Annotated in this window: 27 protein-coding genes, 1 tRNA gene, 1 other RNA gene and 1 pseudogene; 21 read left to right on the top strand and 9 right to left on the bottom strand. The window is 64.1% G+C overall.

From position 1 onward, the window contains the following. Position 1 precedes the first annotated feature (1 nt). The 5 genes from NZ951_08345 to NZ951_08325 all read left to right on the top strand — a co-directional run bounded on the left by NZ951_08345 (position 2) and on the right by NZ951_08325 (position 3719). Positions 2-601 carry a nucleotidyltransferase family protein gene (locus NZ951_08345; GenBank protein ID MCS7207914.1) on the top strand — a complete coding sequence of 200 codons (600 nt, stop codon included), beginning with the start codon at positions 2-4 and terminating at the stop codon, positions 599-601. A 66-nt stretch (positions 602-667) separates the two neighbouring features. After that, positions 668-1501 (top strand): sulfite exporter TauE/SafE family protein, encoded by an 834-nt coding sequence (locus NZ951_08340; GenBank protein MCS7207913.1) that lies wholly within the window; start codon positions 668-670, stop codon positions 1499-1501. A 76-nt stretch (positions 1502-1577) separates the two neighbouring features. Beyond that, positions 1578-2519 (top strand): 2-dehydropantoate 2-reductase, encoded by a 942-nt coding sequence (locus NZ951_08335; GenBank protein ID MCS7207912.1) that lies wholly within the window; start codon positions 1578-1580, stop codon positions 2517-2519. A 10-nt stretch (positions 2520-2529) separates the two neighbouring features. Continuing rightward, positions 2530-2862 carry a cupin domain-containing protein gene (locus NZ951_08330; GenBank protein MCS7207911.1) on the top strand — a complete coding sequence of 111 codons (333 nt, stop codon included), beginning with the start codon at positions 2530-2532 and terminating at the stop codon, positions 2860-2862. Continuing rightward, positions 2862-3719 (top strand): SAM-dependent chlorinase/fluorinase, encoded by an 858-nt coding sequence (locus NZ951_08325; protein MCS7207910.1) that lies wholly within the window; start codon positions 2862-2864, stop codon positions 3717-3719. The genes NZ951_08330 and NZ951_08325 overlap by 1 nt, the downstream gene beginning before the upstream one ends. A gap of 148 nt (positions 3720-3867) precedes the next feature. Here NZ951_08325 and NZ951_08320 read toward each other — a convergent pair. Beyond that, positions 3868-3944: transfer RNA gene (locus tag NZ951_08320), tRNA-Glu, on the bottom strand. 151 nt (positions 3945-4095) lie between these two features. On the opposite strand from NZ951_08320, the gene rpsU reads away from it, so the two are divergent. The 6 genes from rpsU to NZ951_08290 all read left to right on the top strand — a co-directional run bounded on the left by rpsU (position 4096) and on the right by NZ951_08290 (position 8317). Further along, a complete protein-coding gene (rpsU, locus tag NZ951_08315) occupies positions 4096-4278 on the top strand; it encodes a 30S ribosomal protein S21 (protein ID MCS7207909.1) in 183 nt (60 codons plus the stop codon). A 3-nt stretch (positions 4279-4281) separates the two neighbouring features. After that, a complete protein-coding gene (locus tag NZ951_08310; GenBank protein MCS7207908.1) occupies positions 4282-4740 on the top strand; it encodes a GatB/YqeY domain-containing protein in 459 nt (152 codons plus the stop codon). A gap of 6 nt (positions 4741-4746) precedes the next feature. Further along, positions 4747-5451 (top strand): phosphoribosylformylglycinamidine synthase subunit PurQ, encoded by a 705-nt coding sequence (gene purQ / locus NZ951_08305; GenBank protein MCS7207907.1) that lies wholly within the window; start codon positions 4747-4749, stop codon positions 5449-5451. Positions 5452-5562: 111 nt separating this feature from the next. Further along, positions 5563-6687, top strand: coding sequence for an alanine dehydrogenase (gene ald / locus NZ951_08300; protein ID MCS7207906.1), 1125 nt, complete (start codon positions 5563-5565; stop codon positions 6685-6687). A gap of 100 nt (positions 6688-6787) precedes the next feature. Beyond that, positions 6788-7705 carry a zinc metalloprotease HtpX gene (htpX, locus tag NZ951_08295; GenBank protein ID MCS7207905.1) on the top strand — a complete coding sequence of 306 codons (918 nt, stop codon included), beginning with the start codon at positions 6788-6790 and terminating at the stop codon, positions 7703-7705. Between the two features lie 12 nt (positions 7706-7717). Then, positions 7718-8317: a hypothetical protein gene (locus tag NZ951_08290; GenBank protein ID MCS7207904.1), complete on the top strand. Its 600-nt coding sequence runs from the start codon at positions 7718-7720 to the stop codon at positions 8315-8317. Here the strand turns inward: NZ951_08290 and NZ951_08285 are convergent. Beyond that, complete coding sequence (locus tag NZ951_08285) at positions 8314-8592, bottom strand: hypothetical protein (protein MCS7207903.1); 279 nt, start codon at positions 8590-8592, stop codon at positions 8314-8316. The two genes, NZ951_08290 and NZ951_08285, sit on opposite strands and share 4 nt — an antisense overlap. Beyond that, the gene (locus NZ951_08280) at positions 8589-9320 is read right to left on the bottom strand and encodes a PspA/IM30 family protein (protein MCS7207902.1); all 732 of its coding nucleotides are present in this window, start codon (positions 9318-9320) and stop codon (positions 8589-8591) included. Before NZ951_08280 ends, NZ951_08285 begins: the two co-directional genes overlap by 4 nt. Before the next feature lie 122 nt (positions 9321-9442). On the opposite strand from NZ951_08280, the pseudogene NZ951_08275 reads away from it, so the two are divergent. Further along, positions 9443-11104, top strand: a pseudogene (locus tag NZ951_08275) (thiamine pyrophosphate-requiring protein). A 103-nt stretch (positions 11105-11207) separates the two neighbouring features. On the opposite strand, the gene NZ951_08270 reads toward NZ951_08275, so the two are convergent. The 4 genes from NZ951_08270 to NZ951_08255 are packed head-to-tail and all read right to left on the bottom strand — an operon-like array spanning position 11208 to position 17292. Beyond that, the gene (locus NZ951_08270; protein ID MCS7207901.1) at positions 11208-12290 is read right to left on the bottom strand and encodes an Ldh family oxidoreductase; all 1083 of its coding nucleotides are present in this window, start codon (positions 12288-12290) and stop codon (positions 11208-11210) included. A gap of 34 nt (positions 12291-12324) precedes the next feature. Next, positions 12325-15426 (bottom strand): N-6 DNA methylase, encoded by a 3102-nt coding sequence (locus NZ951_08265; GenBank protein MCS7207900.1) that lies wholly within the window; start codon positions 15424-15426, stop codon positions 12325-12327. A gap of 31 nt (positions 15427-15457) precedes the next feature. Further along, on the bottom strand, positions 15458-16351 hold the full coding sequence (locus NZ951_08260; protein ID MCS7207899.1) for a site-specific DNA-methyltransferase: 894 nt from the start codon (positions 16349-16351) through the stop codon (positions 15458-15460). A 5-nt stretch (positions 16352-16356) separates the two neighbouring features. Further along, entirely contained in the window at positions 16357-17292 is a 936-nt protein-coding gene (locus NZ951_08255; GenBank protein MCS7207898.1) for a TIGR03560 family F420-dependent LLM class oxidoreductase, read from the bottom strand. A gap of 105 nt (positions 17293-17397) precedes the next feature. On the opposite strand from NZ951_08255, the gene ffs reads away from it, so the two are divergent. The 9 genes from ffs (at position 17398) to NZ951_08210 (ending at position 22464) form a co-directional block, all read left to right on the top strand. Continuing rightward, an RNA gene (gene ffs / locus NZ951_08250) (signal recognition particle sRNA large type) lies at positions 17398-17660 on the top strand. A 26-nt stretch (positions 17661-17686) separates the two neighbouring features. Continuing rightward, positions 17687-18529, top strand: a complete 843-nt coding sequence (locus NZ951_08245; GenBank protein MCS7207897.1) for an amidohydrolase family protein — start codon at positions 17687-17689, stop codon at positions 18527-18529. Positions 18530-18588: 59 nt separating this feature from the next. Beyond that, complete coding sequence (rsmA, locus tag NZ951_08240; protein ID MCS7207896.1) at positions 18589-19395, top strand: 16S rRNA (adenine(1518)-N(6)/adenine(1519)-N(6))-dimethyltransferase RsmA; 807 nt, start codon at positions 18589-18591, stop codon at positions 19393-19395. Next, complete coding sequence (ispE, locus tag NZ951_08235; GenBank protein MCS7207895.1) at positions 19377-20246, top strand: 4-(cytidine 5'-diphospho)-2-C-methyl-D-erythritol kinase; 870 nt, start codon at positions 19377-19379, stop codon at positions 20244-20246. Before rsmA ends, ispE begins: the two co-directional genes overlap by 19 nt. Further along, on the top strand, positions 20246-20638 hold the full coding sequence (locus tag NZ951_08230; GenBank protein ID MCS7207894.1) for a hypothetical protein: 393 nt from the start codon (positions 20246-20248) through the stop codon (positions 20636-20638). Before ispE ends, NZ951_08230 begins: the two co-directional genes overlap by 1 nt. Positions 20639-20669: 31 nt before the next feature. After that, complete coding sequence (gene proC / locus NZ951_08225; GenBank protein MCS7207893.1) at positions 20670-21470, top strand: pyrroline-5-carboxylate reductase; 801 nt, start codon at positions 20670-20672, stop codon at positions 21468-21470. Between the two features lie 3 nt (positions 21471-21473). Next, positions 21474-21731 (top strand): YggT family protein, encoded by a 258-nt coding sequence (locus tag NZ951_08220; protein ID MCS7207892.1) that lies wholly within the window; start codon positions 21474-21476, stop codon positions 21729-21731. Positions 21732-21843: 112 nt separating this feature from the next. Beyond that, the gene (locus NZ951_08215) at positions 21844-22143 is read left to right on the top strand and encodes a DUF503 domain-containing protein (protein MCS7207891.1); all 300 of its coding nucleotides are present in this window, start codon (positions 21844-21846) and stop codon (positions 22141-22143) included. Positions 22144-22152: 9 nt separating this feature from the next. Then, positions 22153-22464, top strand: a complete 312-nt coding sequence (locus NZ951_08210) for an acylphosphatase (GenBank protein ID MCS7207890.1) — start codon at positions 22153-22155, stop codon at positions 22462-22464. Here the strand turns inward: NZ951_08210 and NZ951_08205 are convergent. Further along, complete coding sequence (locus NZ951_08205) at positions 22446-22877, bottom strand: hypothetical protein (protein MCS7207889.1); 432 nt, start codon at positions 22875-22877, stop codon at positions 22446-22448. The genes NZ951_08210 and NZ951_08205 overlap by 19 nt on opposite strands. Then, positions 22874-24163, bottom strand: coding sequence for a molybdopterin molybdotransferase MoeA (locus tag NZ951_08200; GenBank protein ID MCS7207888.1), 1290 nt, complete (start codon positions 24161-24163; stop codon positions 22874-22876). Before NZ951_08200 ends, NZ951_08205 begins: the two co-directional genes overlap by 4 nt. Positions 24164-24237 lie beyond the last annotated feature (74 nt).

Genomic DNA, 24237 nt, shown 5'->3' with positions numbered 1-24237 from the left:
CGTGTCCCTGGTCAGTGCCGTTTTGCTGGCGGCGGGGGAATCGTCCCGCATGGGCCAGCCCAAAGCCCTCCTCCCCTGGTGTGGCAGACCCCTTATCCAGTACCAGATTGCGTCCCTTGCCCAGGCAGGGGTGCACGAGATAGTAATCGTGTTAGGGTCGCACGCCCCCCAGTTGGCCCCCTATGTGCGGGGGAGGGGGCGACTGATCGTGGTGATTAATCCCCACTGGCCCCAGGGGAAGACCACCTCCATCGTCGCTGGCGTGCGGGAGGTCTCGCCCCACACCGATGCCATCGTGGTGCTGGCCGTAGACCAGCCCCGTCCCCCCCATGTGCTGGCTACCCTTCTAGAGGCGCAGCAGCGCACCAGCCCGCCACTTACCCTGCCCGTTTACCAGGGGCGGAGGGGGCATCCCCTGGTGGTCCACCGCGCCGTGCTCCCCGAACTGCTGGACATCCGCGAGGAAACCAAAGGGCTTTACGCCGTGGTGGAGCGCCACCGCACCGATGCCCTCCTGGTGCCCATAGACAACCCCATCGTGCTGGTGGACCTCAACACCCCTCACGACTATGAGGAGGCGCGGAGGCGCTACGGTGGCTAAAACCCTAGCCCACGCTTCTGGGTCTGCCCCGAGCCACTGCCATCCCTATCTTTAGGGAAGGCCTTTATGGACACTCCCACGGCCCTAGCGCTTATAGGTCTCGGGGTGCTCACGGGCACCCTAGGGACCCTTATAGGCGTAGGAGGAGGGTTCCTTGTCGTGCCGGTGTTTCTGCTCGCCTTCCCACGTCTCTCCCCCACCGACATCACCAGCATCTCCCTAGCGGCCATCTTTCTCGGAAGCCCATCGGGATTGGTGGCCTACGCCCGCATGCGCCGCATTGATTATCGGAGTGGCTTGGCCTTTGCTATGGGGACGGTGCCCGGGGCGGTGCTGGGAGCCAACCTTGTCAAACTGGTGCCTCGGGAGCCGTTTCAGGTTCTGTTCGGGTGTGTGCTGGGGCTGGTGGGAATCTACCTGGCCATCCGTCCCAGCGTCCGCCCCCGCCCGTCGACCCAGGGCCCCAACCGCGTTCTGACCGACCGCACGGGGCAAACCTTCACCTATCGGGTGGAGGTAGGCAAAGGGATGCTTATTAGCCTGGGCGTCGGGGTGCTCTCGGCCATTCTCGGTGTAGGCGGGGGCGTCTTCCTGGTGCCGGCTATGGTAGCCGTGATGGGTGTGCCCCCCCTCATTGCCGCCCCCACGTCCGTGTTCATTTTGTCCTTCACCTCCGCTAGCGCCACAGCCACCCACGCTCTTGCTGGCCACTTGGACGCTCACTGGCCCTATGTTCTGCTTCTCGCCTTTGGGATGATTACAGGTGCCCAGGTGGCGGCGCGCATAGCCCGGCGCATCGCCAGTGTAGTTCTGGTGCGTCTGCTAGGGCTTGTTTTGGGGTCTGCAGGTATCTATCTGCTCCTGCTCGGGCTGGACATCATCGGCGCGCGCCCACGCTAGGCTCCGTCCACTGGCCTCTAGGCAACCGCTCATCCCCAGGCTAGGATATGGGTAAATTCCCCGCAGGAGAGGCGCCATGCGTATCGCCGTTATGGGGAGCGGGGCTGTGGGGGGCTACTTGGGAGCCCTACTGGCCCGCGCCGGCCACCACGTGACATGCATTGCCCGCGGCCCCCACCTCCGGGCTATTCACGAGCGCGGTTTGCGCATCGAGAGCACCCGCAGTGGCACCTTCACTATCCACCTCCCGGCTACCGATACTCCCGCCCACGTGGGGCCTGTTGACCTCGTCCTTTTTTGCGTGAAGACCTATAGCAACCCCGAGGCCATCCCCCTTATCGCCCCCCTGGTAGGCCCAGAGAGCGTCGTGCTCACCTTGCAAAACGGCGTGGACAACGGGGAGCAGTTGGCGGCCGTGTATGGACGTCAGCGCGTCATGGCAGGGGCAGTTTACATCGAGAGCCGTGTGGCGGAGCCGGGGGTCATTGTCCAATCGGGGCCCCTATGTCGCGTCGTGTTCGGAGAGTTAGACGAGTCCGACACATCCCGCGGCCATCGCTTGGCAGAAACCTTCCGCCAGGCGGGGATTGATGCCGTGTTCACCACAGCCCTGCGCAGGGAACTGTGGACCAAATTCCTGTTCATCGCCTCTATGAGCGGTGTCGCCTGCCTCACGCGTGCTCCGGTGGGCGAATGGATGGAGTTCGCCCCCACGCGCGACCTCTACGTGCGTGCCCTGCGGGAGGTGGAACAGGTTGCCCGAGCCCTGGACATCCCCCTAGATGCGGAGATTGTGCCCCGCACTGTAGAGATGACTTACCGCTTCCGCAAGGAGGCCCTCTCCAGCATGCAGGTGGACCTCTTGCAAGGGCGGCGTCTGGAGATTTCCTCGCTCAGCGGGGCGGTGAGCCGGTATGGGAAGCAAGCGGGAGTGCCCACCCCCATCCACGACACCATCACCGCCGTCTTGTCGCTGGCTGACGAGCAGGCCAAGCGCCGTCTCACCCACACAACCTAGGAGGTGGGAGATGTACTTCTACTCTTTGACGGAGCTGCCCCCTTTGCACCTGTTCCCGGGCATCACCGCCCGCATCGCCAGTGGGGAGAAGGTCATGGTGTCGGTGGTGGATATGGTGGAGGGTGTCTCCATGCCCGCCCATAGCCATCCCCACGAGCAGGCGGGCTATGTGGTAGAGGGGGAATTCGAGTTTGAAATCGGAGGGCAGCGCCGCTGGTTGCGCCCAGGGGATGTGTATGTTATCCCCTCCGGCGTGCCGCACAGGGTGGTGGCAGTGCGGGGCAAGGCCCGGGCCATTGACATCTTCAGCCCGCCCCGGGAGGACTATCTGCAGAGGCGGTAATGGTGGGCGTGTCCACACCTCTCATCACCTTCTTAACGGATTACGGGACGCAGGAGCCCTACGCTGCCGAGGTGAAAGGGGTCATCAAGACCATCTGCCCTCAGGCGGAAGTGCTGGACCTGACCCACTTGGTTCCCCCAGGGGATATACATGCAGGGGCGTTTCTGCTGGGCATGGCTTGGAGCGTTTTCCCGCGGGGCACTGTGCACTTAGCGGTGGTGGACCCCGGCGTCGGGACGGCGCGCCTCCCCATCGTTTTGGTGACTCCCGATGGCTACTTTGTCGGGCCCGACAACGGGCTGTGCACCTACATTGTGCGTTCCGCCCTCCCCCATGCCATGCACCACGACCAACACCCCTTTCTTCAGCCGGTGCGCATTCCTCTCCCCGACGGCTTTTCGGCCTATGCCCTAACGGAAGCGCGCTGGCTGCGCCACCCCGTGAGCCGCACCTTCCATGGGCGAGATATCTTCGGGCCGTGTGCGGCGTGGCTGGCGCGTGGGGTCCCTCCCCACGAGTTGGGCCCACCCCTCACGGATGTTCTCTGCCTGTGGGTGCCGGAACCCCACTGGCACGAGGCGGTTCTAGAGGGCCTTGTTCTCCATATTGACCGCTTCGGCAACCTGCTCACCAACATCCACGCCCACCACCTGGACGGCGTAGATGCCCAGCAGGTGGTGATTGAGGTAGGGGGCCTGGCGTGGCGCGGGTTGGCCGAGACCTATGCCGACGCGGAGTGGACGGCCCACCTGGAAAGCCACGGGTGGCTGGAGATCGCCCGGCGGGGGGCCAGCGCCGCTCAAGCCCTGGGGGCACACGTGGGGAGCAGGGTGCGCCTACGGCTCACGGGGCGCTGAGGTGCTCCCACCCCGGCTCGGGGTGCAAGGGCCACGCTTCGGGCCCGGCACGCCCCCCTCAGGGTCACCTCTCTGAAACCCAGGCAGAAGAGCCCGGAGCTGGGTCAGAGGCGCGCTGGAGGGGAAAGACAACAACTGAGGAGTGCACTGGTGGCGCATGCGGGATTCGAACCCGCGATCTCCACCTTGAGAGGGTGGCGTCCTGGGCCGCTAGACGAATGCGCCACGCACCCCAGTGGAGTGCTTCACAGTTTTATCGTAGCGGACTGGCCTCCGCCTGGCAAGGGCACCCCCTGCAAGTTGACGAAGGGTTTCTTTCGCCCATATAATAGACACGGTTCTAACCCCTGGGTGCCACAGCAAGGAGGTGAGACAGTTGCCCTATGTTACGCTGCAAGAGGGCGAATCCTTCGAGAGCCTCCTGAAGCGCTTCAACAAGCGCGTTCAACAGGAGGGCATCCTCTCCGAGGTGCGCAAGCACGAACACTTTGAGCCGCCCAGTCTGAAGCGCAAGAAGAAGGCGGCCACCAAACTGCGCAAGAGCCTGCGCAACTCCTAACCTATGTCCACCCTGCACGAGCGGGTGCACCAGGATCTGCAGGACGCTCTCCGGAAGGGCGATACCCTCCGCCGCGATGTCCTGCGCCTGGTGCGCTCTGCTCTCACCTACGAGCAGATCGCCAAGAACCGCCCCCTCACCGAGGAAGAGGCCATCGCCGTCCTCCAGCGGGAGGTGAAACAGCGCCGGGAGAGCATTGAGGCCTTCCGCCAGGGCGGACGGGAGGACTTGGCCACCAAAGAGGAGAAGGAACTGGCCATCCTATTGGAGTACCTTCCTCACCAACTGTCGCGGGAGGACCTGATTGCTTTGGCCCAGCGCGTCATCCAGGAGACCGGGGCCAAAGGCCCCGCCGATAAGGGCAAGGTCATGGGACGGCTCATGCCCCAGGTGCGGGGTAAGGCCGACGGGGCCACCGTCAGCGCCATCGTCAGCGCCCTCTTAGAGGGCAAGACCCCCTAAAACCCTATGCGCTTCGCCGTCATCGTCTTCCCCGGCACCTGGAGCGACTTGGACTGCTGGTGGGTCCTGCGGGAGGTCTTTGAGCAGCAGGTGGACTTCGTTTGGCACAAAGAGCGGGACCTCTCCCGTTACGATTGCGCCATTCTGCCCGGCGGGTTCTCCTTTGGGGATTACCTCCGCCCCGGGGCCATCGCCCGCTTCTCCCCCATTATGGACGCCGTCCACGCATTCGCCCAACGGGGACGGCTGGTGCTCGGCATCTGCAACGGCTTCCAAATCTTATGTGAGGCGGGCCTTTTGCCCGGGGCTCTTCTACGCAATGACCACCTGGAGTTCCGCTGTCAATGGGTGCATTTGCGGGTGGAGCATACCGCCTCGCCCTTCACCTCGGCGTGCCGTCCAGGGCAAGTGCTGCGCATCCCCATCTCCCACGGGGAGGGGCGCTACTACGCCGACCCCGACACCCTAGCGGAGATGGAGCGCAATGGGCAGGTGCTGTTCCGCTACAGCGACCCCCAGGGACGCATCACCCCCCAGGCTAACCCCAACGGCTCCTTGAACAACATCGCCGGGGTCGTCAACCGTCAGGGCAATGTCCTGGGGATGATGCCCCACCCCGAGCGCTGCTGTGAGACGGATGTGGGGGGAACCGATGGACGCTTCATCTTCCTCTCTATCCTGCAAAGCGCCCTGCAGGTGGTTACTGGGTGAGCGCGTTGCCGTTGAGCGTGGCTCTTCCCCAGCGGTTGAGCGTAGGATGACGAGGGCACCACGCACCAATACTGCGGGCCCCACAGCACAAAAGAAAGAGGGAGGACACGGATGCGCATCGGCGTCCCTCGGGAGCGGAAAGCCGACGAGTATCGCGTGGCCCTAACCCCCGAGAAGGTGGCCGACGTCCGCCACATCGGGCACGAGGTGCTGGTGGAGAAGGGAGCAGGCGAAGGGGCCGGTTTCCCCGATGCAGCGTATCTCCAAGCCGGGGCGCTCCTCACCGCCGACGCCGCCGAGGTGTGGGGCACCGCCGACCTCATCGTGAAAGTCAAGGAGCTCCAACCCTCCGAATACGAACTGCCGCACCCAGGTCAAATCCTGTTCACCTATTTACATCTGGCCGCTCACCCCGAAGTAGCCCACGCCCTCCTGCGCAGGAAGGTGGTCGCCATCGCTTACGAAACGGTCCAACTTCCTGATGGCTCCCTTCCCCTCTTAATGCCTATGAGTGAGATCGCGGGACGGATGGCCCCTCTCATCGGGGCCTACTATCTGCAACGCCCTTTGGGAGGGAAGGGGAAACTCATGGCTGGTGCACCCGGCACTCGCCCCACCGTTGTGGCGGTGCTGGGTGCGGGCACGGCTGGCACTAACGCCGCCCGGGTGGCCGCAGGCTTGGGAGCCCAGGTTGTTCTCCTCGATACCCGTCCTGACCGTTTGCGTCAGGCCGAAGCCTCTATCCCTGGACGCCTCACCACCCTTTATTCCACCCCGACCACCATCACCGAGAGCGTCCTGCAAGCCGATGTGGTGATCGGGGCTGTGCTGGTGCCGGGGGCGAAGGCCCCCAAACTGATCACCCGCGCAATGGTAACCGCTATGGCCCCGGGGAGCGTGGTCATAGATATCGCCGTCGACCAGGGCGGGTGTGTCGAGACTACCCGTGCCACCACCCACGCTCAACCCGTGTACACCGTCAATGGAGTGATCCACTACGCCGTGGACAACATGCCCGGGGCATATCCCCAAACGGCCAGCAGCGCCCTGTCCAACGCCCTCTACCCCTATTTACGACGCTTGCTGACCTTGGGGGTGCCCCGCGCCTTGACGGACGACCCCGCCCTGACCAAAGGCGTCAACATATACCGCGGGTATGTAACCCACCCCGCCGTGGCCGAGGCCTTGGGGCTCCCCTATACCCCATTGTCCCAGGCCTTAGCGAGCGACAGCTAGCCCCTTCCCTTTCCCCCGTACCCACGCTATAATACGGTGCGAGAGGCTCTAAAACGGGCACGCCTCAGGGCGTGCCTGGTGAAGAAGAGGGAAAGACCATATGGCTGTGCGAGCACGCCGCATCCCGCGCGACTGGGGCCTACTGTGGCGGATGGCCTTCGTCATGGCGCTCCTGGCCGGGCTGTATCTGGCCTTCATCACTTTCCTCACCGCTGCGGGAGTGCCCTGGCTGATGATCGCCATCATTGCCGGCATCATGCTCGGGCTCCAGTACTTCCTGAGCGACAAGATGGTGCTGTGGTCACTGGGGGCCAAGGTGGTCAGCCCCCAAGACGCTCCCAAACTGCACGCCATGGTGGAGCGCCTGGCGTTGCAGGCGGGCCTCCCCAAGCCTAAGATCGCCATCATCGATACGGATATCCCCAATGCTCTTGCCACCGGGCGTAATCCTAAGAACGCCGTGGTGGCCGTGACCACCGGCATCATGCGCCGTCTGGACGACGAGGAACTGGAGGCCGTTTTGGGCCACGAGTTGGCCCACATCAAGAACCGCGATGTGCTGGTGATTACCCTGGCCAGTTTCTTCAGCATGGTGGCGTCCATGCTGACCAACTGGCTGATGTGGGTGATGCTGTTCGGCGGGTTCGGACGGCGGGATGAGCGGGGCGGCGGGGCTGGGGCCATTATGCTGGTGTGGCTGGTCTCTTTGCTGGTCTACATCATCAGCCAACTGCTCATCCTGGCCCTTTCGCGCTATCGCGAGTATGCCGCCGACTACGCTGGGGCCATCCTCACCGGGATGCCCTCTCGCCTGGCATCGGCGCTGATGAAAATCAGCGGGGCCATCGCCCGCATCCCCACCGAAGACCTGCGCAAGGTGGAGGGCGCCAACGCCTTCTTCATTGTCTCCGCCCTGAAGGGTGAGGTAATTCTGGAACTCCTGTCCACTCACCCCCCTGTGCACAAGCGCGTGGAGCGCCTGCGCCGTCTGGAACAGCGCCTGGAGTGGAGCCGGTAGGCGACCTACACCGTGAACCTGTTGCGACGCCTCTTCCGTAAACGGGCGCGCCCCCAAAGCCAGCAGGATCGCCTGCTGGCTTTGGCTTCCGCCCGCCTGACCCTGGAGACGGTGCACCGTGTGCGCCCCACAGGCAGCGCGGGCATTTGCTTCCGTCCCCAATCCTCCAGCGCCTTTGAAACCTTACTGGCCGACCTGCCCGGCCTCTTGGGCATCGCCCAGCGGGAGGCGGGCACCCGATTCCGTATCGCCGCCGATGACTACGGCACCCGTTGGATTATCCTGAAAGACGACGACTTTGAGGACTTGCTTTCGGCGGTGCAGTTAGCGGCCGACACCTTCCGCGAGCGGGGCTTCCGGGAGCAGTTGTTAGCCGCCGTGTTCCCTTTCCGCTCGGAGCCCGATTTCCAGGGGAAAAGCACCTTAGTGGTGTGGATCTACCACTTCCGCCGCGCCACTTTCTACCCCTTCATCCCCCGCCCCAACCAGAAGCGGGACACCGCCCAGGAACTGGCCATCGCGGCCAAAATGGAAAAAGACCTGCCTGTGGAGAAGACTTTGGAGAACTGGTACCCCCTGTGGGGCATCCCCTTCTTGGAGGAGACCACCTAACCGGGAATAAGGCCCGCAATCCCGAATAGCGCCCGCGCCTCGTCCAAGGTAATGTCCTCGCTAGGGAGCACCACATCCGAGACTCGGAGATCCGAGGGGGGAAGGGGCTTGCCCTGCTCCCGCACCAGGCGATGCATCTGACGCAGCAGGTGTAGGAAGCGGGCGTAGTCGCCCTTAGCCACAGCATCTACGGCTTGGTTGTCCAAATCGTTGAGGGTGTCCAGCAAAGCGCTGGGAACCTGGAACTGCCCTTCGGCGTGAATGCGCACGATCACGAGGGGCCTCCCGTGGGGAGTTGCGCCTGGCTCTTGCTCATGCTGGCCTTGAGGGCGGCCAGTTCGGCCTCCACATTTTGCTGCGCCGTCAGGCGCGCCAACTCTTGCCCTACAGGGTCTTTCAGTTTAGTAAAGTCCTCCAGAACCCCCACGCGGGCCAGTTCATCAATGGCGCTGGCCCGTGCCCGCATATCCTCGGTGCGGCGCTGAGCCCGCTCAATGGCCGCCCCCACATCGGCCATCTCCTCCCCCAGCCCCGCCATCGCCTCCCCAATGCGCACCTGCGCCTCGGCGGCCGTATACTGGGCCTTGAGGAGCTCCTTCTGGGTGCGGAAGGCCTCCACCTTGGCCGAGAGGCGCTGTTCGGCAAGGGTGAGGCGCTCCTGTTCCTGCTGCAAGCGGGCGATATTCTCCTCCAGCCCCTGAATCTGCTGCAGGGCGGTGTGCTTTTTCTGCAGGGCTAGACGGGCCAAGTCCTCACGCCCCACAGCCAGGGCTTGTCGGGCCTGCTCATCCAGCTTCGGCAGCTGCTGACGCACCTGCTCCACCTGAAACTCCAACCGCCGCCGCGCCGTTACCACCTCCACAATCCCCTGCTTCACCTTGCGCAACAGTTCCAACTGCCTCTCATAGGCATAGTCGAGGGTTTCCCGAGGATCCTCTACGCGATCCAATAAGCGATTCAACTTGGCCCGCACCATGGTTGTGAACCGCGCAATCAGGCCCATCGCTCCCTCCCTGGCTAGTATTATAGACCAAAGGTGGAGGAACCACAGACGCTCCCCTTCCCCTTTGCCGAGCGGCCACAAAAGGTATGCTATAGTAGGTCAAGGCCAGGCACCACAGCAAGGAGGATAAACTCATGAAAGGCGCTGCCGCCATCGCCACCATCCTCAAGATGGAGGGGGTGGAGTTTATCACGTGTTACCCCGTCAACCCCATCATTGAGGCCTGCGCTGCGGCGGGTATCCGCCCCATCCTTGCGCGCCACGAACGCACCGCCGTCAACATCGCCGACGGGTTCAGCCGCGCCACTTGCGGCAAACGCATCGGGGTAACCTGTATGCAATACGGGCCAGGGGTGGAGAACGCCTTCCCCGGCGTTGCCCAGGCCTATACCGACAACGTGCCCTTACTGGTGCTCCCGGGTGCCTACGAGCGCGCCCGCCACGGTGTTCCCCCCAACTTCATCGCCTCCCGTTCCTACCACTTCGTGAGCAAGTGGGCCGAAATCATCAACTCCCCTGACCGTATCCCCCAAATGCTCCGCCGGGCCTTCACCCTCCTGCGCAATGGACGGCCCGGGCCTGTGGTGCTAGAGGTGCCCACCGATGTGGCCAACGAGGAGGTGCGGGAGGAGGTGTTCCACTATGCCCCTGTGAAGGGGTGGCGTCCCTACCCCGATCCCCACGATGTGCACGACGCCCTGCGCGCTATCTTGGCCGCCAAGGCCCCCGTCATTATGGCCGGGCAGGGGGTGCTCTACGCCGAGGCCTGGGACGAGTTGCGCGAGTTCGCCGAGCGCCTGGAAATCCCTGTGTTCACCTCCCTTAATGGCAAGAGCGCCTTCCCCGAAAATCACCCCCTCTCCCTCGGCTGTGGGGGGCGTTCTGTCCCCTTGCCGGTGGCCCGCTTCCTGCAGAGGGCAGACATGGTCATCGGCATCGGCACCAGCTTCACCCGCTCCTCCTACATCGTCCCCATCCCGCCCGGCAAGACCCTTCTTCAGATCACCATCAACGAGGACGACATCAACAAGGATTATCCCGTTGGCTTGGCCGTGGTAGGGGATGTGCGCGCCACCTTGCGCCTGATGATTCAGGAACTGCATCGTTACTTGCCCGCGGGACGACGGGGCGACGGCAAGGTCCACGAGGAGATTGCCGCTGTGAAGCAGGAATACATGCGGGCGTGGCTCCCCCGCCTCACCGCGGACGACATCCCCATCAGCCCCTTCCGCGTCATCTGGGACCTGACCCAGACCCTGGATCGCCGGCGCGCCATTGTTACCCACGATGCGGGCTACCCCCGCGACCAGGTGACCGCCTTCTACGAGGCTATCATCCCCCGAGGCTATATCGGCTGGGGAAAGACCACCCAACTGGGTACAGGCCTGGGGCTGGCTATGGGGGCCAAACTGGCTCACCCCGACAAGGTGGTGGTCAACCTGATGGGCGATGCCGCCTTCGGGATGGTGGGCATGGACGTGGAGACGGCCGTGCGCGAGCGCATCCCCATCCTGACGGTCGTCATGGACAACCAGGGTATGAGCGGATATGAGCGCTACCTGCCCACCGCCATCGCCAAATACCACACCACCTCCCTGTCGGGGAATTATGCCAAACTGGCCGAGGCGCTGGGAACATGGGCCGAGCGGGTGGAGCGCCCCCAAGACCTCATCCCCGCCTTCAAGCGGGCCATCGCCGTTACCGAATCGGGACGCCCAGCCTTCCTCCACATCCTCACCCGCAAGGAGCCCGTCTTCCCCCAGGGAGACAAAACCGCCTCCTAACCCCTTCCCCCCACAACCAAGGAGGCGCACGGGGCACGCCTCATCGGTTGGCGTGCCCCTCGGTGTATCGCCTGCGTGTTCTATCGGCGGGCGGGAGGACGCCCTACCCCTCCAAGGTATAGGGAATGCCCAGCTCCCCGCAGATGGTGCGGAACCAGTGAATCACCTCCGGGTGCAGGGGGATCCCCTGCACGCGCCGCACCTGCTCCTCCTCCCACTCGGGCAGGCCCGCATACACCACCCGCTCGTGCCCTGGGGCGGGGGGCGTCTCCCGCAGGGAGCGCAGAAACTCGTCCATCTCGTCCTTGAAGCGCTCCACCGGTGTGAAGGCGTCTATGTTGATGGCCGCCACGAAGTGGTTAGCCGCCCCCCGCCCCAACTTGAAGCCGAACCCCGCCCCCGACAATACACCCCCCAGAATCTCCACCATACACGCCAGGCTATACCCCTTGTGGGAGCCCAGTTCCCGCATGCTCCCCAGGGGCAGGATGAAGTACTTGTCGGGCACTGGGGTTGGGTGCATAATCGGCTCCCCACGCTCGTTGGCCAACACCCCCGGCGGGACGAGCGTCCCCAGCCGGCGGGCCAAGCGCAGCTTGTTGTTGGCGATGACGGTCATCGCCGCATCAAACACGAAGGGGGGCTCCGTGCGGGCGGGAGCGGCAATGGCGATGGGGTTGGTGCCCAGGCGGGCCTCCCGCCCAAAGGTGGGGGGCATAGTCGGCCCCGTGGCCGTCATGCAGATGCCGATCATATCGTGGGGCAGGGCCAGCATGGCATGGTAGGCGGCCATCCCCAGGTGGCGCCCGTTATGGATGGTGATCATCCCCACCCCCGTCTCCTTCGCCTTGCGGATGGCGATCCGCATCACCTGGGGCACCACCATAATCCCCAGGCCGAAGTCGGAGTCCACATTGGCCGTGGCGGGGGTCTCCCGCACGATGCGCCAGCGGGGACGGGGATTAAGCGTGCCCTGAGCATACCCCTCCACATAAATGCGGAGCATATTGGAGACGCCATGGGTATCCACCCCCCTCAGGTCGGCCGTGACCAGCACATCCGCCCCGATACGGGCGTCCTCCTCCGACACCCCCATCTTGCGGAAGATGGCCTCCACCGTGCTCCGCAAAGCCTCGGGGCGCACCCGCACCGCCACCCTTTCGGGCACCTTGAAAATTTCCAGCATGCCGAGCCTCCTCTGCGCGGTTGCTCACAGGGCACTAGCCTAGCATCTTTTGCACCAAAGCGTCTATCTCCTTGATCTCCTCCCGCAGAGTCTCCCGTACCTGCCGGCGCAGACGCCCGATGGATGTATCCCCCGAAAAAGGCCCCATCCGCGCCACCTTCGCATGGCACGCCTCCGACAGGGCCGCCAACCGCAGGTGCACACGATTGCGCGGGTCAAACTTGGGAATGGGCAGAACTTCAAAGGGCCATCGGGAAATATGCCTTTCACCCAGAAGGCCTTTAGTCTGAAATGGTTTGATAGTTTTGTCTACCAAGGGAGCGTTCAAAATAGCGCATATGTAATGGGCTTCCACTGAATTTTGTGTTTCCAGGAAATATGTGGTGTTATCTGCAACGAACCCCTGAACAGGGATGCCGTGCACCTGCCACTGGTGAGCATCCCGGGCGTCCACCACGCAGGCGCACAGGTGGGTGCTTGAGGCGTTGTAGAGGAGTTTCACCACCCCACTGGGATGCTGGCGTGTCAGTTTCCCCTGCCAGTTCAGCCAGGCCTGCAGGTCTATCTGCCCTTTGCGCTGCTTATTCCAATCAGACTCGGCCTTCCGAAGCCAATCGGCCAGTTTGGGGGCACCCCTGTGGGCTGCCGCTGAGCTGTCTAGCATCGTCCTCTGCCCTTCCGGCGTTGAGGCCAGGGGGAGAACGACCAGCGACAGGCGCCGCCACCCGAAGGGCAAAAGGTCGTCGGACAGCAGGGTGGCGAAAAGGTAGGGGGACTCCACCTCGCCCCGCATGTGCACCCTGTTCCACGGGGGTTTGGCGCGGGCCTTCACCGACGGGTCGGTCTCCAGATAGGGCTGGTGGAGGTCAGTGATTCTTCGGTCCTCGGGCGGGCGCACGAACCACAGCACACGCGGGTAGATACAAGCCCCCGCCTTGAAATGTTCAAAATAGGGACTGGGGGCCCCAGGCTTGGGGGGGTGAAAGGTGGTAGCCTCTTGGGTGAGGTGCTTGTGGGCGATGGCCCAAGGGGCGTTGCGGGAGGGCAGGGTGCCCTCCAGGCGCAGGCAGGGCACGCCTGCGGGGGGCTGTGGCGGGGTTGGCCCCTTGACCCACACCACAGCGCACGCCGGCACCTGGAAAAGGGGCACCACACCTTCGCAGTCTATGATTCGGCGAGCGTGGGCCAGGAAGCGTGTCTGGAATCCGCGGTGCTGTTTGGCCTGGGTCAGGACGCTACGGGGGAGGACAAAGGCCAGGGTGCCCCTATCGGCTAAGAAGCGCTCGGCACAATGGGCGAAGAAAAGGGTGGCCATCTCCATTAGGGCGAAGAGGTGGGTGGAGCGCTTTTCCAGCAAGGAATGCTCAAAGACCATTTTCCGCACGCGTTGCTGGTAGTCGGGGCGGGCGATGTAGCGATAGGCCAGCCACGGGGGGTTGCCCACCACGAAGGCGAATGTGCGCTGGGCCAGGAGAGCGGGGCGGTAGGCGTTCTTCAGGATGAACCGCCACACGCTGTCGGTGGCGGGAGGCTGAAGGAGCCAGCGCATCAGGCGCAGGTTGCCCTCCCACACATCCCAATCCTGCAGGGGCTGGAACAGGCGGGCGAGGCGATGACGGAAGCCCTCAAAGGCCTCCTCCTCCTCCTTCTTGGTCGAGTCGGGTTTGGCGTAGGCGATGAGGGCGTCTAGGGCCTCATCCAGGGTGTCGGGCCGTGCCACCAAAGAGATGGGAAGCAGGAACTGGGAGGGGATGTGGGATGGACGCTCTTTGCCGGAGCGCTGGGCAAGAGTGGCGGTGTCCACAGGCACCCGAAGCGCCCCTTCCAGGGGGCGCGCCTCGAAAAGGGCATCGGCCATATAAATGGGCAGGTCAAACCGGCGCCCATAGCTGCGGAGGTCATCGCCCAGGGCCAGGATGAGGTTGGTCTTGGCGATGGTAACGGCCAGGGGGTGGACATCAATGCCTGCCATGTGCGAGGCGCAGAACTCGGCGAGTTCTCGCCCCCGCACACCCGCCTCCCTCAGGAGACGCACTGCCAGAAATAGGAAAGTGCCCGAGCCGCAGGCGGGGTCTAACAGGGAGTGGGCCTGCCCCAGGGGGCGCTGGGGAGGGGGAAAGCCGGCTTGGCGAAGAATCAGTTCGGCCAACCAGTCGGGGGTATAGTATTCGCCCAAGTCGTGGCGCGTGGCGGGGTCCACCAGCTCCTGATAGAGTTCCTTCAGGAGGTCTTCGGTGATGTGGGAAAGTTCATAGGTAGCGGTCAAGCGTGTGGCCAGGGCCTGGAGGAGGGGGGTTGCCTGATCGCCCGGCCAGGTGAAGAAGTCGTCCTCCACGAAGTTGCCCAGGCCGAGCCGTTCGAAGGTGTCCCCGTCCAGAAGCCCCTTCACCTCGTCTTCGGAGGGGGCGCGCCGTTGGAGGGCGACGAAGGCCAACACCCGGGCGAAAAGGGCCAGATAAGTGTGGCGGAAGAAGAGGTCGTCGTTGCCGACCGCGGAGCCGTAAACGATAGAGAGGAGGCTTTGCCACTCGGCGAACTTGGTTTGGGTGGAGGGGTAGGCGGAGGGGTCGGCGGAGCGCTGTTGCCAGATGTCCGTCAGGAGCCGCCGGCTGTGCCAAAAGGTGGCGCTGCGCTCCCCGAAGCGGAGGGCCACATCCGTTGCCGTGGGGGACAACACCTTCTCGTGGAAGAGGTAGGAGTCCAGCCACAGTTTGACCTGTTCCGCCTTGTCCTGTTGCAAACGGGTGATGTCTATTCTCTGGAGGGTGTTCTCCTGCAGGGCATAAGCCTCGAGGGTTTCACCGTCGGTGAGGATACCCGTGAAGCGTTCGGGGTGGGGCTGATTGGACAAGTAGCGTTGCAGTTTCTCCAGGCCATCCGCACAACTCGCCTGGTCCAAACGGCGCTTGAACTCCCAGATGAGGTCGCCGAAAAGGATGTCGGCGAACCCTCCCCGCACACGGATGGCGGGGACATATTGTTCAAGGGAGAGGGGAACCACTTGTTCCAGGCGGGGGAAAGCCCCCCGCAGGAACTGCAGGAAAGCGTCCCGAATGGTATCCTCCGAGGCATCGCGTGCGCGAATATCGGCGAGGTTCTGCAAATAGTCTTCCAAGTGTTTTGTAAAGGTATCCATGTCTGCCTCCCCATCCCGGTTGGGGAAACGGTTAGCGTGTTACAACCAGGTCATCCACCCCGTTGATACATTGTAGGCGAAGAAGCGTCGCCTCCACATACCGCCTCTCCCGCTCCACCATAATACACTGCCTTCCCATACGGCGCGCCACCACGCCGGTGGTGCCCACCCCTGCCAGGGGGTCCAGCACCACATCCCCCGGGCGGGTGGACACCGCCAGCACCCGCTCCAACAGGGCCTCGGGCTTTTGGGTGGGGTGCAATGTGCGCCCGGAGGCGTCCTTCACCCGCTCCCGTCCGGTGCACAGGGGCACCTCCCAGATGTTGCGCGCCACCCTCCCCGAGGCGTAGCGCCGCGCCGCAGCGTGGTGGAAGGTGTAGCCCTTGCACCCCTTGTCCTTGACGGCCCAGATAAGGGTCTCGGTGGCGTTGGTGAAGCGCACATTGAGCCAGTTGGGCATGGGATTGGGCTTCACCCAGATCACATCGTTCAGAATCCAGAACCCCAAGTCCTGCAGGATCTTGCCCACGCGGAAGATGTTATGGTACGTGCCGATGGCCCAGAGGGTGGCCGTGGGGCGCATGAGGCGTCGGACCTCCTGCAGGATACGGGTCAGGAAGGCATCATACTCGGCGAAACTGCCGAACTTGTCCCACGCCTCATCCACCCCCTCCACCGGGGTGCGCACACCCCACCGCACAAGGCGCTTGCGGGGCAACTGCAGAAAGTACGGGGGGTCCAGGAAGACCATGTCCACGCTTTCCCCGGGCAGTTTGGGGAGAACCTGCAAGGCATCGCCCAGGATGACCTTATCCATGACCTGGTGGAGGGGATACTCGGGAATGTCGGGGCTGTCCACCAGGGCGAACTGGGCCCATCCGGGCGGTGGCCCGAAGTCGTGCGCGGGGAGGAGGGTTGGCTGCATCGTCCTTATGAGAACTGGGGTAAAACCTTCTGGGCGAAGGCGCGCAGGGCCCGCCAGTCAAAGGGGGCGCGCAAGGCGATGTTCACCTGCTGGGCACCTGCGGCGATATATTGGTGAATACGTTCTATGGCCTCTTGGGGCGAGCCGGTGAGCATGCCTCCCTCCCGCTGGGCCGCTTGAGCGCCCCACTGCTTGCGCAGAAAGTCCCGCTTGCGTTGGGCGTCGGCCTCGTCGTAGCCCATGTAGAAGCCGATGTTCACACTGCGGAAGACGCTCCTGGGGTCGCGCCCCTCCACGCGGCAGTATTCGTCCAGGATAGCGCACTTACGGGCGAAGTCCTGGGGGGAAACATACGGACAGTTCCAGCCGTCAGCATAGCGGGCGGCGATGCGTAGGGTGCGCTTCTCCCCTTGCCCCCCCACCCACACCGGCACACGGGGTTGGACGGGCTTGGGATTGCAATAGGCGTTGACCACGCGGAAATATCTCCCCTCGAAGGTCGTGGTCTCCTGCGTCAGGAGGGAGCGCACGATTTGGACGCCCTCTTCCAGCATGTCCAGGCGCACCTTGGGGGGTGGGAAGGTGTAGCCATAGGCGATGTACTCCATTTCGTGCCAGCCCGCCCCTAGCCCCAGGGTCAACCGCCCCCCGCTGATATGGTCGAGGGTGCACGCCGTTTTCGCGATCAGCCCTGGGTTGCGGTAGCCCACATTCATTACCAGACAGCCGACGCGCACATGGCGGGTCTCCATAGCCAAAGCGGTCCAGATGGAGACGGTCTCGAAGCAGGGGTGGGTGCCATCCACGGGCGGGGTCTCATACATGTGATCCCATACCGAAATCCAGGAGAACCCCTCTCGGTCGGCCCAACGCCAGACGCGGCGCAGTTCCTGGTAGGTGGCATCCTGCTGGCCGGTGTGCAGCCCTATAGGCAGACGCATCCCTTTCCTCCGCACGGGTGTCGCCCGCATGGTATCGGGAGGGCAGGGGGAAAGTAAACCCCCATCGTTGACAGGGGCGCTGGGCCCCTGGTAGAGTATCTATGGCCGTGCTAGACGGGGAGTTGGCGGTGCCCTGCACCCGCAATCCGCCACAGCGGGGTCGAACTCCCCCTTGCGGGCGGGCGTGAGGGCCCCTGGGCTTCCCCCGACGGCGTGGAGGGCTGGGTCCTGCGCGGCAGAACCTGTGAACCCCGCCAGGCCCGGAAGGGAGCAACGGTCAGCAGTCCCTTCTGCGCGCCGCAGGAGCGCCTGGCCGGAGCCGTCCCGAAGCCTATGCCCGCACGCCACGTTCAAGAGGGGGTGCACGGCCAATGCCTTCTCTACGAGGTGCACCGTGGTCAAAGCCATTGATGTGCATGTGCACGTTCCCCGTCAGCCCGGCCTGCCCCCCACCCGCCTCTCCGAGGCCATGCGCCGGTACTTTCGCGCCGGCCCCCCACCCCCCGATGCCGACACTATGGCCGCCCAGTATAAGGCGTGGGACATCATCGGCGTCCTCCTCACAGTGGACACCGAGACGACCAGCGGCGAACCCCCCGATAGCATTGACTATGTGGCCTCTATCGTCAAAAAGTATCCCCAGCAGTTCATCGGCTTTGTAGGCATTGACCCCTGGAAGGGCAAAAAGGCCATTGAGGAACTGGAGCGGGGCGTCAAGCAGTTGGGCCTGCGGGGCCTCAAACTTCACCCCAACCATCAAGCCTTCTTCCCCAACGACCCCCGTTTCTACCCCCTCTATGACGCCGCCCGCGGCCTGGGCATCCCCGTCCTCTTCCACTCGGGCCACGCCGGTGCCGGGGCCGGCCTCCCGGGCGGCGGGGGCATCAAACTCAAGTACAGCAACCCCCTGCACATTGACGATGTGGCCGCCGACTTCCCCGATTTGACCATCATTATGGCCCACCCCGGCTGGCCCTGGCAGGAGGAGCAGATCGCCGTGGCCATCCACAAGGCCAATGTCTACATCGACCTGTCCGGGTGGGCACCCCGCTACTTCCCCGATAGCCTGGTGCGGGAGATCAGCACCCGCCTCCAAGATAAAGTCCTGTTCGGCTCCGACTACCCCCTCATCACACCCGAGCGGTGGCTGCGGGAGTTTGAGGCCCTCCCCATCAAGGATGAGGTGCGCCCGAAAGTACTCTTGGAGAACGCCAGGAGAGCCCTGAAATTGGCGTAACGGCCCCCTCGCCCCCCAGCCTGCGCCGACAGGTCCAGGAGCGCCTGCGCGCCCTGGGCATACGCCCCACCAAGCGCCTCGCCCAGCACTTCCTGGTGGACCGGGGCGTGCTGGAGAGCATCCTACGCGCCGCCGCCCTAACACCCCAGGATGTGGTGGTGGAGATTGGGCCGGGGTTGGGACTTATGACCGAGTTGTTGGCTACCCGTGTGGCCCGCCTCATCGCGGTGGAACTGGATTCGACCCTGGCTCGTGCCCTCACCCGCCTCTTTGCGCCCTATCCCTCTACGACTATCGTGGAGGGGGATGCCCGCACCGTAGACCTTTCCCCCTGGCTGCCGCCGGCTTTGCCCTACAAGGTCGTGGCCAACCTCCCCTACTACGCCGCCGTCCCCATCATCCGACGCTTCCTAGAAGATGGGCATCGCCCCACTTTAATGGTGGTCATGCTGCAAAAGGAAGTGGCACTGCAGATGTGCGCACCCCCAGGGCGTATGACCCTACTGAGCGTAGGGATTCAAGTGTATGCTCATCCCCGCCTGGTGCGCGTGGTACCCGCCCGCTGTTTTTATCCGCCTCCTCGGGTCGCCTCGGCCGTGGTGCGCCTGGAGGTGTACCCCCAACCGCGGGTTCCGTCGGCCCATTTGGCGGGGTTTTTCGCACTCGTCCGCTTGGGGTTTCAGGCCCACCGCAAGCAACTGGGAGGCCACCTGCGCCGTTCCCTGAACCTCCCCGGTGAAAGGGTGGAGCGGGCCTTCAGTACGGCGTCCATCCCCCTCGCGGCGCGCCCCGAAGCCCTGTCCATCCCCCAGTGGGAGAGCCTTTACCACGCCCTGCAGGAGGAGGGATGGACACCCTCCGCCTAAGGGCCTACGCCAAAATCAACCTGACCCTGGAGGTGCTGGGCCGACGGCCCGACGGCTACCACGCCATCGCCTCCGTCCTCCAAACTATCGCCCTGTGGGACGAGGTGGAGTTTTCCCCCCATCCCGAGGCCATCATCGTGGAGTGCTCCATCCCCTCATTGGCAGGCCCTGCGAATGTGGTCTATAAGACGGCCCACCTTTTGCGCCAGCACACCGGTGTGCGCCGAGGCGTGGTAATTCGGGTGCACAAACATATTCCTGTCGCAGGGGGCTTGGGAGGCGGGAGTAGCGACGCGGCGACAGCCCTGCAAGGCTTGGTGCGCCTCTGGAACCTCTCCATCTCACGGGAACGGCTTGTGCAGTTAGCAGCTTGCCTCGGCTCTGATGTGCCCTTTTTCCTTTACGCCGGCACGGCGCTGGCCGAGGGACGGGGGGAACACATTACTCCCCTACCCCCTTTGCCCCAGGCCTGGTTTGTGCTCCTGGCTCCCCCCCTCGGGGACGAGAAGAAGACAGCACGATTGTATGGTCTTCTGCGTCCCCAGCATTGGAGCAACGGCTCCCGCACGCGTGCCCTAGTGCAGGCTCTGCACGCGGGCACACCCCTTTGTGATGCCCTGCTGTATAACACTTTTGAAGCCGTCGCCTTTTCTGCCTTTCCAGGCCTGGCAACCTACTGGAAGGCTTTGGAAGAGGCAACGGGGCGGCGCGCTCATCTTTCAGGTGCAGGGCCGAGCCTCTATGCCCTGGTCTCAACGCCAGCGGAGGCGGAGAAGGCGGTGGCCATCTTGCGAGAGCAGGGCCTTAGGGCTTGGGCTGTCCATAGCGTCGGGGCGGAGGTGAACGAATAGTGCCTGCCCTGTTTTTAGGTTTGGGATTGGGCTTCCTGACAGGAGCAGTGTGGGCTGTCTTGGGGCTATGGGGTCTGCGCCTTGTCCTGCGTCAGCCCCCGCCCTTCCTACGCATAGCCCTGGGGCACTTGCCCCTGCCCGTGCTGGTAACCCCCTTCGTTCTCCAAATCATCGGCGTGGGCGGATTGATAGGGATGGGGGCTGGGGCCCTCTGGGGAGCCTATGGGGATGCACGGCTTACCCTCCCGATGATGGTCATCGGCGTAGGAGTAGCCCTCGCCCTGCCGGCCTTACTTCTAATGGCCCTGGTGCGGCCAGCGCGGTGGCAAGTGATGTTAGGATGGGGTGTGGGCGTGGTGCTTCTGGGCATCCTCCTCCCGACTCTGGCATAATGCCCTCAGAGGGATTGCGGAAGGAGGCGTTATGCGCATCGCCTTCATTGGGGGCGGGACCATGGCCGAAGCCATGATCACGGGCATCCTGGAGCGAGGGCTGGCCCGCCCCACAGACCTGGCCGTGGGGGAGCCATTAGAGGGGCGCCGCACCTTTCTCACCCAGAAGTTCGGTATCCCGGCGGTGGCCAGCAACCCTCAGGCGGCAGCGGGGAGCGACCTGGTGGTGCTCGCTATCAAGCCCCAAGACCTGAAAGCCGTGTTCCAAGATTTGAAAGGCGTCTTGCGCCCCGGGCAGGTGGCGGTCTCTATCGTTGCGGGGGCGCGTCTGGAGACTATCATTCAGGGGTTGGGGCACAAGCAGGTGGTGCGGGTCATGCCCAACACCCCTGCCCAGGTGGGCATGGGGATGAGCGTGTGGACAGCCACCTCCGAGGTCCCAGCGGAGCGACGGGAGCAAGTGCGGAACCTGCTGCGCTCCTTCGGGGAGGAGGTGTATGTCAGCGACGAGAAATACCTGGATATGGCCACCGCCCTCAGCGCCAGCGGCCCAGCCTTCGTGTTCCTGTGCATTGAGGCGCTAATAGACGCTGGGGTGCACATCGGCTTGCCCCGCGACATGGCCCGCCAGATGGCGGTGCAGACGGTGTTGGGGAGCGCCCATATGGTCAAGCAGACCGGCCGCCACCCGGCCGACTTGAAGGGGATGGTGGCCTCCCCAGGGGGGACAACCGTGGAGGGGCTTTTGGCCTTGGAGGAGGGAGGCGTGCGGGCATCCCTTATCAAGGCGGTGCGGTCAGCCTATGAGAAGGCTAAGGCCCTGGGGGCGTAAACCGTGAAAACCATCCTGGCCGACTTCATCTTCTATCTGACCACCGCCCTATACGTGGCCATCCTGGTACGGGCTATCCTGTCGTGGTTCCCCATCGGCGGGAACAACCCCATCGTCGCCGTCATCTACCAAATCACCGAGCCGATTTTGGCGCCTATTCGGCGCGTCGTGCCTCGCCTGGGGTTCATTGACCTGAGCCCCCTGGTAGCTATCCTCCTCCTGGTGCTTATTCAGCAGATGGCCAGGGTACTCCTCTCCTAAACGCTTCGTTATGTGTGGCGTGGAGGCAGGGGCTTACGTCCGTAGCCGTTCTGGGCAACACGCTCAGCCAGGCAAGGGGTGCGCATGCTACGATAAGAGGGGGTGAACGCCTATGCAACTGGTCGTGTGTCGCGTCACCCTCCACCTGGCCGAGAACCACTCCCTCAAGGGCAAGCGCCACGTGGTGCAGGCCCTTATCGCCCGCTTACGCAGCCGTTTCAATGTGTCCGTGGCCGAGGTGGACGGTTACGACCTCTGGCAAACGGCAGTTTTGGGACTAGCCCTCGTCGCCCCCGACGGTGCCCAGGCTCAGCGGAGTATGGAGCAGGTCGTCCGCTTCATTGAGGACGCTGTGCGGGGGGATGCCGATGTGGTGGACTGCCAGATGGAATATACCCCTGGCGTCCTGTAGCCGTTGGCTGTGAGTGGAACCCACGGGAAAGACCAACAGGCTCTCCACGCTACCGTATACGGGCGTGTGCAAGGGGTTGGCTTTCGTGCCTTTGTAGAGGCGCGCGCCCGCACTCTCGGCCTGAAGGGATGGGTGCGCAACCTGCCCAACGGCCAGGCGGTAGAAGTGTGGGCGGAAGGCCCTGCGGAGGCGCTGGCGCTTCTGCGGGAGGCCCTGCACCGCGGCCCGCCCCTGGCCCAGGTGGAGCGGGTGGAGGAGGAATGGAAAGACCCCACCGGCCTCTGGACAGGGTTCACCGTGCGCTACGGGGGCGACACCTGACGGATGCCGTAGGCCCCGCTACGCTGGAGCACGCGCATAAGGACCTCCGCACTCACCACCCGCACCGAGTGTCCCGTCTGCCACCACTCTTCGAGGGCGTCTTTCAACGCCGTGAGCCCTACCGGTTCGTTGCGGGCTCCCAAAAGGAGACGGAAAACCCCCTCCAGCAAGGGTGTGCCCTCGGTAATAAACCCCGGCTCTCGGGAGCAGTGCTGGGCGATACGCTCCATATACTCTTGCCAGGGGACGCCCAGGCCCTTGTCAAGACGGCCCTCCATCTCCCGCCGGCAGTCGGCGCACAGGCGGGGCAGGAGAAATGCTGAGGGGACGATGCGTTGCTTCTCAAACCATTGGAAGTCAATCTGAAAAAGGGGTTCTGAGGAACGGGCAGGGGGCTTCTCCTGCGGGTTCACCGAGCCACCTCCACAGGTCCGTCGAGGAGTATGACCTGCACCCGCGCCCCCGTCTCCAGAACGGGGACATCCTCGGGGCAGATGGCCAAGCCGTTGGCCCGTGCCAAAGCCGTGAGGATATGGGAAGCCTGGGGCCCAGCGGGGCGCGCTACCCATCCCTCCCCCCTTCGCTCCACCACCACCCGAGCGTAGACACGCCGCCCATCGCTGTTGACAATACGCCCGTCCAAAGTGGCCTGCACTACGGGGCGGTGGTAATCCTTCCGCCCTAGCATGCGGAAGATGGCCGGCCGACAAAACAGTTCAAACACCACCAACGCGCTCACCGGGTTCCCCGGCAGGCCCAGGTGGGGCACTCGTCGCCCGTCAGGAGTAAGGAACCACCCGAAGGCCATGGGCTTCCCCGGGCGCATCCGCACTGTCCAGAACTCCACCCGCCCCTGCTGGGCCAGCACATCCTTGACGATATCGTAATCGCCTTTAGACACCCCCGCCGAGGTGAGCAGGAAGTCCGCTTGGAGCCCCTCCTGCACCTTTCGGCGCACATCCTCCAGGTCGTCCTGGGCGATGCCCAGGAGCAGGGGGATGCCTCCCGCCTGGCGCACGGCCGCCCCCACGCTGTGAGAATTGATATCGTAAATTTTCCCCGGCTGCAGAGGCTCACCGGGTGCCAGCAGTTCATCCCCCGTGGAGAGCACAGCCACCACCGGCCGTCGGACCACCCGCACCGTCGCCCTCCCCAGCGACGCCAGGACACCTATCTGGGCTGGCCCCAACACCGTCCCCCGGGGGAGAACTATCTCGTCACGGCGAATGTCTCCCGCTCGGGGGCGAATGTGAGCACCTTGTGGCACCTCCCCGAGGATGGAGATGTGTTCCAGGCCACGCCCTACACGCCGACGGTGCTCCTCATCGGTCTCCTCAAAGGGCACCACCGTATCAGCGCCGGGGGGTATGGGGGCACCCGTCATAATGCGAACGGCTGTGCCGGGCAAGACAGCCGAGGAGGGCATCTGCCCCGCCGCCACCATCCCCACCACGCGCAACAAGCGGGGGGTGGAAGGACTTGCCCCGCGGATATCCTCCCAGCGCACGGCATATCCGTCCATGGCCGCGTTGTCCCAGGGGGGCACATCCAGAGGGGAGCGCACATCCTCTGCCAACACCAGCCCCAACCCCTCATCCAAAGGCACCTCTACAGCGGACAGGGGGGCAAAGTGCGCCAGGATACGCTCCTGGGCCTCCTCCACAGACAGCATCGGCTCACGATGAAGATGAGTCTGCATCGCCGTCTGACCTTTCCAAACGGCGGGGTGCTCTGGGATTCATCATAGCATAGCCCCACTTTATCCAGATGGTG

The sequence above is a fragment of the Dehalococcoidia bacterium genome (genome assembly GCA_025060295.1).
Taxonomy (GTDB): Bacteria; Chloroflexota; Dehalococcoidia; order Lucifugimonadales; family HRBIN23; genus HRBIN23.
This window is presented reverse-complemented; position numbering and strand designations above follow the sequence as displayed.